Annotated in this window: 11 protein-coding genes; 3 read left to right on the top strand and 8 right to left on the bottom strand. The window is 71.6% G+C overall.

Translation table 11 applies throughout. From position 1 onward, the window contains the following. Positions 1-2: 2 nt before the first annotated feature. The gene (locus ACFYNL_RS13925) at positions 3-1256 is read left to right on the top strand and encodes a styrene monooxygenase/indole monooxygenase family protein (RefSeq protein ID WP_388801724.1); all 1254 of its coding nucleotides are present in this window, start codon (positions 3-5) and stop codon (positions 1254-1256) included. Here the strand turns inward: ACFYNL_RS13925 and ACFYNL_RS13920 are convergent. The 4 genes from ACFYNL_RS13920 to ACFYNL_RS13905 all read right to left on the bottom strand — a co-directional run bounded on the left by ACFYNL_RS13920 (position 1174) and on the right by ACFYNL_RS13905 (position 4670). Next, positions 1174-2289, bottom strand: a complete 1116-nt coding sequence (locus tag ACFYNL_RS13920) for an NlpC/P60 family protein (RefSeq protein WP_388801721.1) — start codon at positions 2287-2289, stop codon at positions 1174-1176. The two genes, ACFYNL_RS13925 and ACFYNL_RS13920, sit on opposite strands and share 83 nt — an antisense overlap. A gap of 102 nt (positions 2290-2391) precedes the next feature. Continuing rightward, positions 2392-2772, bottom strand: coding sequence for a hypothetical protein (locus ACFYNL_RS13915; RefSeq protein ID WP_388801718.1), 381 nt, complete (start codon positions 2770-2772; stop codon positions 2392-2394). Next, positions 2765-3418 carry a TetR/AcrR family transcriptional regulator gene (locus ACFYNL_RS13910; RefSeq protein WP_388801715.1) on the bottom strand — a complete coding sequence of 218 codons (654 nt, stop codon included), beginning with the start codon at positions 3416-3418 and terminating at the stop codon, positions 2765-2767. Before ACFYNL_RS13910 ends, ACFYNL_RS13915 begins: the two co-directional genes overlap by 8 nt. A gap of 313 nt (positions 3419-3731) precedes the next feature. Then, a complete protein-coding gene (locus tag ACFYNL_RS13905) occupies positions 3732-4670 on the bottom strand; it encodes a diiron oxygenase (RefSeq protein WP_388801712.1) in 939 nt (312 codons plus the stop codon). 89 nt (positions 4671-4759) lie between these two features. Between ACFYNL_RS13905 and ACFYNL_RS13900 the strand changes: the two genes are divergently transcribed. Next, positions 4760-5866: a ferritin-like domain-containing protein gene (locus ACFYNL_RS13900; RefSeq protein ID WP_388801710.1), complete on the top strand. Its 1107-nt coding sequence runs from the start codon at positions 4760-4762 to the stop codon at positions 5864-5866. Positions 5867-5882: 16 nt separating this feature from the next. On the opposite strand, the gene ACFYNL_RS13895 is transcribed toward ACFYNL_RS13900, so the two are convergent. Beyond that, complete coding sequence (locus ACFYNL_RS13895) at positions 5883-6401, bottom strand: DUF3291 domain-containing protein (RefSeq protein WP_388801707.1); 519 nt, start codon at positions 6399-6401, stop codon at positions 5883-5885. 166 nt (positions 6402-6567) lie between these two features. Here ACFYNL_RS13895 and ACFYNL_RS13890 point away from each other — a divergent pair, with 166 nt between their 5' ends. Continuing rightward, positions 6568-8535 carry a nitrate- and nitrite sensing domain-containing protein gene (locus ACFYNL_RS13890; RefSeq protein ID WP_388801705.1) on the top strand — a complete coding sequence of 656 codons (1968 nt, stop codon included), beginning with the start codon at positions 6568-6570 and terminating at the stop codon, positions 8533-8535. On the opposite strand, the gene ACFYNL_RS13885 is transcribed toward ACFYNL_RS13890, so the two are convergent. The 3 genes from ACFYNL_RS13885 to ACFYNL_RS13875 are packed head-to-tail and all read right to left on the bottom strand — an operon-like array spanning position 8512 to position 11979. Continuing rightward, positions 8512-9987: a penicillin-binding transpeptidase domain-containing protein gene (locus ACFYNL_RS13885; protein WP_388801702.1), complete on the bottom strand. Its 1476-nt coding sequence runs from the start codon at positions 9985-9987 to the stop codon at positions 8512-8514. The two genes, ACFYNL_RS13890 and ACFYNL_RS13885, sit on opposite strands and share 24 nt — an antisense overlap. Then, positions 9984-11366 (bottom strand): FtsW/RodA/SpoVE family cell cycle protein, encoded by a 1383-nt coding sequence (locus ACFYNL_RS13880; protein WP_388801699.1) that lies wholly within the window; start codon positions 11364-11366, stop codon positions 9984-9986. The genes ACFYNL_RS13885 and ACFYNL_RS13880 overlap by 4 nt, the downstream gene beginning before the upstream one ends. A 43-nt stretch (positions 11367-11409) precedes the next feature. Continuing rightward, a complete protein-coding gene (locus ACFYNL_RS13875; protein ID WP_388801697.1) occupies positions 11410-11979 on the bottom strand; it encodes an SH3 domain-containing protein in 570 nt (189 codons plus the stop codon). Positions 11980-12006 lie beyond the last annotated feature (27 nt).

The raw sequence follows: 12006 nt of genomic DNA, 5'->3' as shown, positions 1-12006 counted from the left end.
GCATGCGGAAGATACTCGTCGTCGGAGCCGGTCAGTCCGGGCTCCAGATCGCTCTCGGCCTCCAGTCGCAGGGGTACGAGGTCACCCTGATGTCGAACCGGACGGCGGACGAGATCCGCAGCGGCCGGGTCATGTCCACGCAGTGCATGTTCCACACCGCCCTGCAGCACGAGCGCGATCTCCAGCTGAACTTCTGGGAGTCCCAGGCCCCGAAGATCGAAGGGCTCGGCGTCTCCGTCGCCGCCCCCGGCTCCTGGGCCGAGGGCCCCTCCGCGCGGGCGATCGACTGGCTGGGCCGGCTCGACGGGCACGCGCAGTCCATCGACCAGCGGGTGAAGATGGCCGGCTGGATGGAGACCTTCGCCCAGCGCGGCGGCCAGCTCGTCATCCACGGCGCCGCCGTCGGCGACCTCGACTACTTCTCCCGTACGTACGACCTGGTACTGGTCTCGGCGGGCAAGGGCGAGCTGGTGCAGATGTTCGCCCGCGACCCCGAGCGGTCCCCGTACAGCGAGCCGCAGCGCGCCCTGGCCGTCTCGTACGTCCACGGCCTCGGCCCGCGCCCCGAGCACCCCGACACCGAAGCCGTCCGCTGCAACCTCGTCCCCGGCGTCGGCGAGCTGTTCGTCATGCCGTGCCTGACCACCTCCGGCCGTGCCGACATCCTGTTCTGGGAAGGCATACCCGGCGGCCCGCTCGACGTCTTCGACGGCGTCAAGGACCCGGCCGAGCACCTCTCCCTGACCCTGGGACTCATGGAGCGGTACCTGCCCTGGGAGTACGCGCGAGCCACCAAGGTCGAGCTGACCGACGCCGGCGGCACGCTGGCCGGGCGCTACGCCCCCACCGTCCGCAACCCCGTCGGCCGTCTCCCCGGCGGTGGGATCGTGCTGGGCGTCGCCGACGTCGTCGTGGCGAACGACCCCATCACCGGCCAGGGCTCCAACTCCGCGTCCAAGTGCGCCGCCGCCTACCTCGCCTCGATCGTCGAGCACGGCGACAAGGAGTTCGACGAGACCTGGATGCGTGCCACGTTCGACCGGTACTGGGCCACCGCCCAGCACGTGACCAAGTGGACCAACGCGATGCTGGCGCCGCCGCCCGAGCACATCCTCAACCTCATCGGGGCGGCCGGGCAGCTGCAGACGGTCGCCGACCGGTTCGCCAACGGATTCAACGACCCGGCTGATTTCGAGAACTACTTCTACGATCCTGAGAAGACCGAGGCGTATCTGGCCGAGGTTTCGGCGGCTTGATCCCGGGGCGTACGGCGCCCAGGACCGGGTTGGACGCGATCGGGGAGATCTTGACCTTCTCGCCGGTCCGCGGGGCCTGGACCACCTTGCCCTTGCCCAGGTACAGGGCCACGTGGGTGGCGTCCGGGAAGTAGACCACCAGGTCGCCGGGGCGCAGTTCGGTCAGCGGAACGCGTGCGAGCTGCGCCCACTGCTCCTGGCTCGTGCGGGGGATCGGGGTGCCGGCGTGGGCCCATGCCCGGGACGTCAGGCCTGAGCAGTCGTACGACTTCGGGCCCTCGGCGCCCCACTTGTACGGCTTGCCGAGCTGCCTCTTGGCGTAGCGGATCGCCCGGTCGGCCTTGCCGGACGGCTTGTGGTCGTCCTGGGCCAGGGTGCCGGAGGCCATGAACGCGCGCTGCGCCTTGTCGATGCCCTTGCGCTCCAGTTCCGCCAGGGCCGTGAGCTGGTCGGCGGTCAGTGAGGCCAGGAGCTTTTCGACTTTCCTCAGACGCTTGCGTACGGCCTCCTCGTTCTTCTTCTGCCGTTCGGCGAGGGCGAGTCGCTCGTCCAGGGCCTTGCGGGCCCTGCGGGCCAGTTCACCGGCCTTCCGCTCGCTGCCGGTCAGACGACCGACCGTCTCGGCGCGCTCCCGTGCCAGCCGGCCGATGACATGTCCCTGGTCCAGGGCGTGCTGTGGGTCGCGGGCCAGGAGCAGGCGGACGTACGGGGAGAGGTCGCTGACGTCCTGGTACTGCTGGCGGGCCAGGCGGCCGGCCGCGCCCCGGCTGTCGTGCAGGGACAGTCGTGCGCGGGACAGCGCCGCTTCCAGGCGGGTCACCTCGGCGCGCTGCTTCCTCAGTTTCTCCTCGGTGGCGTTGTAGGTTTCCGTGGCCCGCTCGGTCTGCCGGTACAGACGTTGAAGGTCCGTCAGCAGCTGTGCGACGGAGCGCTCTTGTGGTTCGGGAGCCGCCATCGCCGGTACCGGTGCCGGTGCGAGGATCGTGCCGGCCACCACCGCCGTGCACGCCAGACGCAGAATCCTTCCTGACACGTCATCACCTCCGATGCGGAGAGGCTCTCTGCTCCGCATCGTGAGCATCGGGTGATCGCCCGCTCTTCGCTCGGTGGCTGTGCGCGGTCCGGCGCAGCCACGTCACTCCTTTGTGTCGTCCCGCTTGCCGTCCGGCGTGGCGTTCCGCGTGGTGTCCGGTGTGGCGTTCGGTGTGGTGTCCGGCGTGGTGTCCGGTGTCGCGTTCGGCTTGGACCACGGCCAGTTCAGGCGGCGGGTGGGGGCGCCTTCCGGGGCGTACTCGTACTTCCAGCGCGCCGTGAGGCCCATGCGGGCGCCCTGCGTGCGCGGGACGCGGCGGTAGACCAGGACGGTGGGCGGGCCGCCGTGCGGGTCCGGGACGGGGATGCGGTACGTCTTGGGCGGGTGGCCGGTGATGCCGAGGAGTACGGGCAGGACGCGGCCGTCCATCGGGCCGCCCTCGAAGGGGGTGTCTTCGCTCTTCACGGCACCAGTGTCAGCCATCCGCCGCGAGCTTCTCGGCCAGGGCGGCGGTCTGCGGGTCTCTGGTCGCCGTGACCGCGAGGGCGGCGGTGAACTGCTCGACCAGCCAGTCCCGCAGTTCCTGCACGGGCGGCTGCTTGTCCTCGTCGAGCCAGATGAGGGACGCCGCCTCGACCGCGGTGATCCACATGCGGACGGTCATGCGGAGGCGGAGGCCGGGGTCGGTGATCTCCAGGTGGTCGAAGATGTGCTCGGCGGCGGCGCGGCGGACGCCGTCCACAATGGCCGTCGTGCGGGAGGTCTCCACGACGCTGCCGCCCTGGAGGAGGGCGCTGAAGCCGGTGTCGTGCTCGTCGACGAAGGCGAGGTAGCGGTCCAGGGCCCGCGTGAGGCGGCCCAGGAGGGGGCCCTCGCGGGGTTCGGCGAAGCAGTGCTGGAGCTCTTCGGCGGCCGAGCGCAGGGCGACCTCGTAGAGCTGTTGCTTGCCGCCGGGGAAGTAGCGGTACACCAGGGGCCTGGAGACCCCCGCCGCCTCGGCCACGTCGTCCAGGGAGACGTCCTCGGGGGCACGGTGCGCGAAGAGGGTGAGCGCGGCGTTGAGGAGTTGGCTGCGGCGTTCCTCGACGCTCAGGCGACGGTAGGCGGGGGTGGGTGCCGAGGGCGTCATGACCAGCAGGGTAGTCGGGTGGGCGGGATGCCTGCGGCGGCTGTGCGGGTCCGGTGGGGGCGGCGTGTGGCGCCTGGGGCTGGTGGGGGGTGCGGGGCCGTACCGGGGGGTGTCCGTCCTCGGGCCGGCGGCTGGGTCGGGACAGGAGGTGCTGTGTCTTGACGCCGGCCGCTGCGGGCGGGCACCCCCCGGTACGGCCCCTTCGCGCCGTGGGCGGCTGGTCGCCGGTGGGGGTGCGCGTTCCCGGCCCCCCGGGGGTGGCTCCCCGGGGGCGGCTACCGGAGGCGGTGGGCGGCTGGTCCGTGGGGTTCGTTCATGCCAGCAGGCCGGACGACTTCCACAGGCGGCGGCCCACCCCGCGAAGGACTCCTATGTCGTCGAGGAAGTCCGTCAGGCGCTTGGCGCCGGTCTGCATGATCTCGCGGCGGTGGGCGCTGGCCTTGACCTGGGCCATGGCTTCGCGCTTGTCCAGGCCCACGTTCGTGTAGACATCGGGGTTCACGAAGGCCACCGAGAACACGCGGGCGAACTCGCCGGAGGTGACCCGGGTGAACTCCTGCGACCACCTGGGGGCCGTCACCATCTGGCGGCGCAGTTCCTCACGGGCGTAGCGGACGTGGCGGGCCTCCTCGACCACATGGATGCGGGTGACGCCGCGGATGAGGGGCTGGACGCGTTCGTCGGGGAACGTCAGGCGCTGCATCCAGTCGAGGACCTCCTCGCCGAGCAGCGTGGCCGTGAAGGAGCCCGGCGTGGTGGAGATCGTCTTGAAGAGGCGGCCCAGTTGCTGGTGGACACGGCTCACGGGGTACCAGGGGGTGCCGCTGTGGGAGATCAGTCGGGCGAACATCTTGGAGTGGCGGCACTCGTCCTCTATCTCGGTGAGGGCGTAGCGGACGTGTGCGCTGGTCGCGGCCTTGTCGTAGATGTGGCGGACCAGGAGCTGCATGAGGATGATCTCGAACCAGATGCCCAGGGACGCCAGGGCCGCCGACTCGTGCTGGGAGAGCAGGATGCGCTGCTCCTCGCCCATGCGTTTCCACAGCGGGGTGTCGTAGAGCGACACCAGTTCCGGTGGCCAGAACCACTTGCCCTCCTCGAAGGGGGCGTCCCAGTCCAACTCCTTGTCCGGGTCGAAGGAGTGCTTGGCGGAGGAGTCGAGCAGCCGCTGGGCCACTTGCTCCCGGTCCTTGAGCAGGCCGAGCGCATCGCGCAGCCCCGCGACCGCATCGGCTTCCGTCAGCGTCGTCATGCCCTTATGAGACTGCCTGTCAGCAAGCCCGTCAATCCCTTGTGCGCAACTTGTTGACCGCGCGTCTACCACGTGTGAGCCTGCGGGACATGCCGACTTTCGACCTGTACGTCACAGATCCGGGAGACCCTCTCTGGCAGGTGCCGGCGACCGGCGCGGCACGTTTCAGCTGGGAGTACGACGACGGCCGCGACCGCCTCCTCGCGCTCTACCAGAAGGGCAAGGACAAGCAGTGGGACGGGCGGACGCGCATCGACTGGGAGCTGGAGGTGGATCCTTGCGACCCGCTCGGGACCCCCGACGAGGCGCTGTCCCTGTACGGCACCAAGTACTGGGCGAAGCTCACCGACCAGGACAAGGGCGAGCTGCGCAAGCACTTCGCCTCCTGGCAGTTCAGCCAGTTCCTGCACGGTGAGCAGGGCGCGATGGTCTGCGCCGCGCGGATCGTGGAGTCCGTCCCCGACCTCGACGCGAAGTTCTACTCGGCGACCCAGGTCATGGACGAGGCCCGGCACGCGGAGATCTACGGCCGCTTCCTGCAGGAGAAGATCGGGATGCTGTACCCGGTCAACGACAACCTGCAGGCCCTGCTGGGGGACACCCTGCGGGACAGCCGGTGGGACATGCCCTACCTCGGTATGCAGGTCCTGATCGAGGGGCTGGCGCTGGCGGCCTTCGGCATGATCCGGGACACCACGGACAAGCCCCTGCCCAAGCAGATCCTGGCGTACGTCATGCAGGACGAGGCCCGGCACGTCGCCTTCGGGCGGATGGCGCTCAGGGACTACTACAAGCAGCTCAGCGACGCCGAGCTGCGTGAGCGCGAGGAGTTCGTCATCGAGGGCTGCTACCTGATGCGCGACCGGCTGCGGGGCGTCGAGGTGCTGGAGAACTTCGGCATCCCGACCGCCGAGGCCGAGGAGTACAGCGAGCAGTCCGAGTTCCTGGCCCTGTTCCGCCAGTTGCTGTTCTCCCGCATCGTCCCCTGCGTCAAGGACATCGGCCTGTGGGGCGAACGGCTCCAGCGGGCCTATGTCGACATGGGCGTCTTCGAGATGGGCGACTCGAACCTGGACCTGTTGATGGCCCAGGACGAGGAGATCGCCGAGAAGCTGGACGCCGAGCGGTTCGCCGTGGAGGAGCGGGAGCGGGTGGCGGAGGTGGCGGACGCCGTCGAGGCGGGGGCCGAGGGCTGAGGGGCCCGGCCCCGCGTCAGGCCGAGCAGCCGAGGCCGTCCGGCACCTCGCCCAGTACCGGCTGGGCCCCCTGGGGCGGGTACGACGTACGCAGGGTGAAGGCGTACGGCGTGGGGCCGTTCGTGCGGAGGTGGAGGAGGCGGGACTCGGCTTCCGCGACCGTCGGGCGGTGGCCTGCGGGGACCCACCACAGGGCGGTCATCGCCTCCTGCACCCGCTCGAACCACTCGCGGCGACGGGCCAGCATCTCGCGGTGGCGGCCCTGGTACATGTACGCGGTCAGGGCGTTCGTGTCCCGCCACATCGTCAGGTTGATGATGAGCCAGGAGTCACCGAAGACGGGTACGGCCGTCGCGTCGCCGGAGTCGTCCTGCAGCCGCCACACGAAGCCGTCGGCCGCCTCGGCGTCGGCGTTCACGGGGTCGAGGTTGTCGACGAAGTCCTTCAACTGCGGTGAGTCCAGTGGGGCCTTGAGGCGGGCGATGTTGACCTGGGCGAGTTCGTAGGCGGCTTCCGGTGCGGTTGATGACGTCATGGGCCGAACGATAGGTCGGGCGGCGCGGCGCGCCGAGAGGGCGTCTCAGAATATGGGCACATGCCCTCTTTCACAGCCGGTACGGGGGCCGCGTGAGGACCTGTGCACCGCCGTCTTACGGGCGGGAAACCCCGCCCTGACCGGTCCGCCCGTAGCCTCACGGGGCATGACGGGGAATGTACTGACCACCCTTCGCCCGACCCTGCGCCGCCCGGCCGCACTGCCCGGATGGAGCTCCATCCGCGGCCGTATGGCCATCGTGCTGGCCGTACCGACCTGCCTGCTGCTCGCGCTCGTCGGGCTCGGCGTCGCCGACCGGGCCGCCGACTGGTCCGCCGCCCGGAAGACCGAGACACAGGTCGGGGTGCTGCTGAAGGCGCAGGAGTTGGTCCGGGAGGTGCAGCGCGAACGCGGACTGACCAACGGGCTGCTGGGGGGTGAGGAGGGGTACCGCGACGACGTCGCGGCGCAGCGCGGACGTACCGATGAGGCACTCGACGCGCTGCGCGCCGCGCTCGACGAGGAGGGCGGCGCGCTGCCCGATGCCGCGCTCTCTGCGCTGCGGTCCGCCGACGGTCCACTGGCCGCCCTCACCACGACCCGTGAGGACGTCGACGCCGGTACCGCCGAGCGCGCCGCCACCCTGCGGACGTACACCGAGGCCGTCACCGCCCTCATCGACGCCGAGTCGGCCGGTGCCCCGGACGGCGACCGGCCCATCGCCCAGGGCGTACAGGCGCTCCAGGCCCTCGCCAGGGCGACGGAGGCCGTCGCGCTCGAACGCGGATCCCTCAACGGGGTGTTCGCGGCCGGGCGGTTCCGGGCCGGGGAGTACCTCGACTTCACCGAGGTCCGCGCCGCCCGGGTGGCCGCTGTGGGGCAGTTCCGGCAACTGGCGGGCAAGGGGCAGGAGTCCGCTCTCGACGACGCCTTCGGTACGGCCGCCGCGCGCCGGGTCGCCGGGTACGAGGCCCGGGCCGAGCGGGGGGCCGACGGGTCCGCGCTCCGTGTGGCGCCGGGCCGCTGGTGGGCCGACATGACGACCCTCGTCGATGATCTGCACACCGTGCAGCGGGCCGTCGGGGACGACGTGCGGGCCCACGCCGCCGACGCCGGTTCCGCCGCCACCCGCCAGCTCGGCGGCTTCCTCGCCCTCGGGGCGCTGATCGCCGCGGTCGCCGTCGCGCTCGCCCTCTTCTCGGCCCGCTCCATCACCCGGCCGCTCGGCGCCCTCGCCGACGAGGCGGACGCCGTGGCGGGGACGCGGCTGCCCGAGGCCGTGCGGCGGATCCAGGAGGCCGACCCCGGCAGCGCGCCCGCCGACGGGGACGGGCGGCCCGAACTCCCGGGCGGAGCACGGGAGATCAGCCGTCTCGCCGCGGCCCTGCGCAATGTCGAGGACACCGCCGTCGGGCTCGCCGCCGAGCAGGCCGCCCTGCGTCGCACCAGTACCGAGTCCCTGGCCAGCCTCGGGCGCCGCAACCAGAGCCTGCTCAACCGGCAGCTCGGTCTCATCACCGCCCTGGAGAGCCAGGAGCTGGACCCGGACGCCCTCGCGGAACTGTTCGAACTCGACCACCTCGCCACCCGGATGCGCCGCAACGCCGAGTCGCTGCTCGTGCTCGCCGGTGAGGAGTCGCCGGCCCGGTCCTGGAAGGGCACGGTCGCCGTCGCCGACGTCGTGCGGTCGGCCGTGGCGGAGGTCGAGCAGTACCGGAGGGTGGCCGCCGTCGACATCCAGCAGTGCGGCGTCCGCGGCCACTGCGTCGCCGAACTGTCCCATCTGCTGGCCGAGCTGGTGGAGAACGCCCTGATGTTCAGCCCGCCCAAGCAGCCCGTCGAGGTCTACGGCTGGTGGGACGGCGGTGAATACTGCCTGGCCGTCGTGGACCGGGGGATCGGTATGGCACCGGAGCGCATGGCCGAGTCCAACCGGGTGCTGTCGGGCCGGGGCGGCTCCCCGCACACCGCCCCGACCAGGTTCCTCGGCCACCACGTCGTCGGCGCCCTCGCGGCCCGCCTCGGCGCCCAGGTCGAACTGCGTCCCACGCAGGGCGCGGGCGTCACGGCGTACGTCGCCCTGCCCGCCGCCCTGATCCAGGAGCCGACGTCAACGGCCGTCCTGCGAGGGTGACCTCAGCACCGCCTCCATCACCGCCCGGGCGATCGGTGCCGCGTCCCCACCCCCGCTGATCTCGCCCCGGTCCGCGTCCGCGTCCTCCACCACCACCGCGACAGCGACCTTGGGCTCCAGATCGCGGTCGCCCTGCGCCCAGGAGACGAACCAGGCGTACGGCGTCCCGGAGTTGCCGAGGCCGTGCTGGGCCGTGCCGGTCTTGCCGCCCACGGTCGCGCCGGGGATCCAGGCGTTCGTGCCGGTGCCCTCCCGCACCACGTCCACCATGAGCTCCTTGAGCTGGACGGCGGTCGACAGGCGCATGGCCTGCCGCATCGGGCGCGAACCGGCCGTCGCGACCGTGCCGCCGCTCGCCCGGGTCGTGCGCTCCACCAGATACGGCGAGCGCACCTGCCCGCCGTTCGCCACCGCCGCCGCGACCATCGCCATCTGCAGCGGGGTGGCCCTCGTGTTGTACTGGCCGATCGACGACAGGGCGAGCTGCGCCCGGTCCACCTTGGCGTCGAAGGTGCTCTCGGCGACCGGGAACGGGATCCGCAGGTCGGCGTCGTTGAAGCCGAAGGTATTGGCCGTCGCGGCCATCCGTTCCGCTCCCACCCGCACACCCAGCCTGGCGAACACGGTGTTGCACGACCACTCGAACGCCTTGCGCAACGAGACGTCCGCGCAGCCCTTGGACGGGTTCGTCAGCCTGGTCCTGGTGCCCGGCAGACGGTACGGGTCGGGGGAGTCGGTCGGCTCGTCCAGGTCCTCGACGACGCCCGCGTCCAGGGCGGCCGCCGCGGTCACCACCTTGAAGGTCGAACCCGGCGGATACGTCTTGCGCACCGCCCGGTTGAGCATCGGCTTGTCGGGGTCGCCGTTCAGGGACTTCCAGGAGCGGGTCACCGACGAGCCGTTGCCAGACAGCACGGACGGGTCGTACGACGGTGCCGACACCAGGGCCAGGACCCGCCCGGTCGACGGCTCGACGGCGGCGACCGCGCCCTTGCGGCCGGCCAGCCCCTCGTACGCCGCCTCCTGTGCCGCCCGGTGCAGGGTGGTCACCACGTCACCGGCGGGATAGCGGTCGCGGGCGGTGCCGTTCCACAGCGGGAACGGCGACAACAGCGGGTCCGTGCCCGACAGGACGCCGTCCTCGGTCTGCTCCAGGAAGGTCGTGCCGTACACCTGCGAGGCGAAGCCGGTCACCGGCGCGTACATCGGGCCGTCCGTGTACGTCCGCTCGTAGCGCAGGTGCTCGCGGGTGTCGTGGGATCCGGTGACCGGCTCGCCGCCGACCAGGATGTCGCCGCGCGGCTGTCCGTAACGGGCCATGGTGGTCCGGCGGTTGGCGATGTTGTCGTCGTAGGACGGGGCCTGGAAGACCTGGATGCGGGCGGCGTTCACGAGCAGCGCGACCAGCAGCAGGGCGCAGAAGAAGGCGGCGTGCCGGATGTGCCGGGTCATCGGGCGGCCTCCGCGTCCTCGGGGACGCCGAACCGGCTGCGCGCCCGGTCGCTGAGCCGGATCAGCAGGGCCACGATCGCCCAGTTGGTGACCACCGAGGAGCCGCCCTGTGCCAGGAACGGCATCGCCATCCCGGTCAGCGGGATCAGGCCCGTCACCCCGCCCGCGATCACGAACACCTGGAGCGCCACGATCGAGGCGAGCCCCACCGCGAGCAGTCTGCCGAAGGGGTCGCGCAGCGCGAGGCCCGCGCGGAAGCCGCGCTCCACCAGCAGGCCGTAGAGGAGGAAGACGGCCGCGAGGCCGGCCAGGCCCAGCTCCTCGCCGGCCGTCGCGAGGATGAAGTCCGACTTGGCCGCGAAGCCGATCAGGATCGAGTGTCCGAGGCCCAGTCCGGTGCCGAAGACGCCGCCCGCCGCGAAGGCGAACAGGGACTGGGACAGCTGGTTGGGGCCCTCGCCCGCCTCGATCGACGCGAGCGGGTGCTGCCAGTCCTCGACCCTGCTGTGCACATGGGGTTCCAACTGGCCGACGGCGACCGCGCCGAGCGCCGCGAGCAGCAGGCCGACGGCGATCCAGCCGGTGCGGCCGGTGGCGACGTACAGCAGGACCACGAACAGGCCGAAGAACAACAGCGAGGTCCCGAGATCCCGTTCGAGGACCAGTACGCCGACGCTCAGCAGCCAGATGGCGACGATCGGGCCGAGGACGCGCCCGGTGGGCAGTTGCAGCCGGGGGAGCCCGAGGATCCGGCGGCCCGTGTACGCCAGCGCGGTGCGGTTGGCGGCCAGGTACGCCGCGAAGAACACCGCGAGCAGCACCTTCGCGAACTCGCCCGGCTGGATGGAGAATCCGGCGATCCGGATCCAGATGCGGGCGCCGTTCACGGAAGGGAAGAAGATCGGCAGGGTGAGCAGGACGAGAGCGGCGACGACACAGACGTAGGAGTAGCGCTGGAGGACTCGGTGGTCGCGCAGCAGGAGGACGACCACGGTGAACAGCGCCACGCCCAGCGTGGACCACACGAGTTGGGCGGGAGCCGCCAGGTCGTCCGGTGTCTCCAGGTCGAGCCGGTAGATCAGGACCAGGCCGAGGCCGTTGAGCAGCACGCCGATCGGCAGCAGCAGGGGGTCGGCGCAGGGGGCGCGCAGCCGCACCGCCAGGTGGGCGAGGACCGCGAGCACGCCGAGCCCGGCGCCGTAACCGGCGGCGCCGGGCGGGACGGTGCCGTCCCTGGCGAGGCCGACCGCGCAGTAGCCGTACACGGAGAGCAGGACGGCCACGACGATCAGGGCCAGTTCGATGCCGCGGCGCCGGGGGAGCGGTGCGGCGGGAGCGGGCGCGTCCGCTGCCACCAGGGTGGTTCCGGCCTTGGTCATGTCCGGAACTTACCCAAATAGTCCGTCTTGTGTGTCTTATGTGTCAGCACCAGCGCGGCGCGGCCCCGATGTTCTGGATGTACCGGGCCGATCCCCAGGCCCAGGTGCCGTCCGCGAGCAGGTACCAGAGCGGGTTGCCGTCGACCCGCTGGCCCGGCGTCTTGCAGAAGATCTTGACGATGTCCCCGCGGTGGACGGTGCGGATCACCTGGCTGCCCCGGTTGGGCGCGCTGCGCAGCAGCAGTGTGCCGGCGGTGACGCGACCCCGGGTGAACCGGTGGTCGTCGTGACCCCCGCCGCCCTGACCGCCGCCCCAGCCGCCCTGGCCGTTCCCGCCTCCGCCCTCGCCCTGGCCGTTCCCGCCCCCGCCCTCGCCCTGGCCACCGCCCCAGTCCCCTTGGCCGTTCCCGCCGCCGTCTCCTTGGCCGTTCCCGCCGCCGTCCCCCTGTCCGTTCCCGCCCCCTTCTCCCTGGCCCCCGCCCCAGTCGCCCTGGGACGTGCCCGAGCCGGTCCCGGACCCCCACTCGTCATCCGCGACGGCGGGTGTGGCGCAGGCCGCGGCGACGAGTGCGCCGACGGCGACGGATATGGCGAGGCGAGAGCGCAGGGCCATGGGGACCTCCATGCGAGACGGATGAAC

The organism is Streptomyces sp. NPDC007808, from assembly GCF_042868655.1.
Lineage (GTDB): Bacteria > Actinomycetota > Actinomycetes > Streptomycetales > Streptomycetaceae > Streptomyces.
The sequence above is the reverse complement of the archived record's forward strand: the minus strand, read 5'-3'. Positions and strand labels throughout refer to the sequence as shown.

Excerpts from the sequence above, each read along its gene's own strand:
- ACFYNL_RS13925 (WP_388801724.1), top strand. The coding sequence starts at position 3 with ATGCGGAAGATACTCGTCGTCGGAGCCGGTCAGTCCGGGCTCCAGATC.
- ACFYNL_RS13915 (WP_388801718.1), bottom strand. The coding sequence starts at position 2,772 with ATGGCTGACACTGGTGCCGTGAAGAGCGAAGACACCCCCTTCGAGGGC.
- ACFYNL_RS13910 (WP_388801715.1), bottom strand. The coding sequence starts at position 3,418 with ATGACGCCCTCGGCACCCACCCCCGCCTACCGTCGCCTGAGCGTCGAG.
- ACFYNL_RS13905 (WP_388801712.1), bottom strand. The coding sequence starts at position 4,670 with ATGACGACGCTGACGGAAGCCGATGCGGTCGCGGGGCTGCGCGATGCG.
- ACFYNL_RS13900 (WP_388801710.1), top strand. The coding sequence starts at position 4,760 with ATGCCGACTTTCGACCTGTACGTCACAGATCCGGGAGACCCTCTCTGG.
- ACFYNL_RS13895 (WP_388801707.1), bottom strand. The coding sequence starts at position 6,401 with ATGACGTCATCAACCGCACCGGAAGCCGCCTACGAACTCGCCCAGGTC.
- ACFYNL_RS13890 (WP_388801705.1), top strand. The coding sequence starts at position 6,568 with ATGACGGGGAATGTACTGACCACCCTTCGCCCGACCCTGCGCCGCCCG.
- ACFYNL_RS13885 (WP_388801702.1), bottom strand. The coding sequence starts at position 9,987 with ATGACCCGGCACATCCGGCACGCCGCCTTCTTCTGCGCCCTGCTGCTG.
- ACFYNL_RS13880 (WP_388801699.1), bottom strand. The coding sequence starts at position 11,366 with ATGACCAAGGCCGGAACCACCCTGGTGGCAGCGGACGCGCCCGCTCCC.
- ACFYNL_RS13875 (WP_388801697.1), bottom strand. The coding sequence starts at position 11,979 with ATGGCCCTGCGCTCTCGCCTCGCCATATCCGTCGCCGTCGGCGCACTC.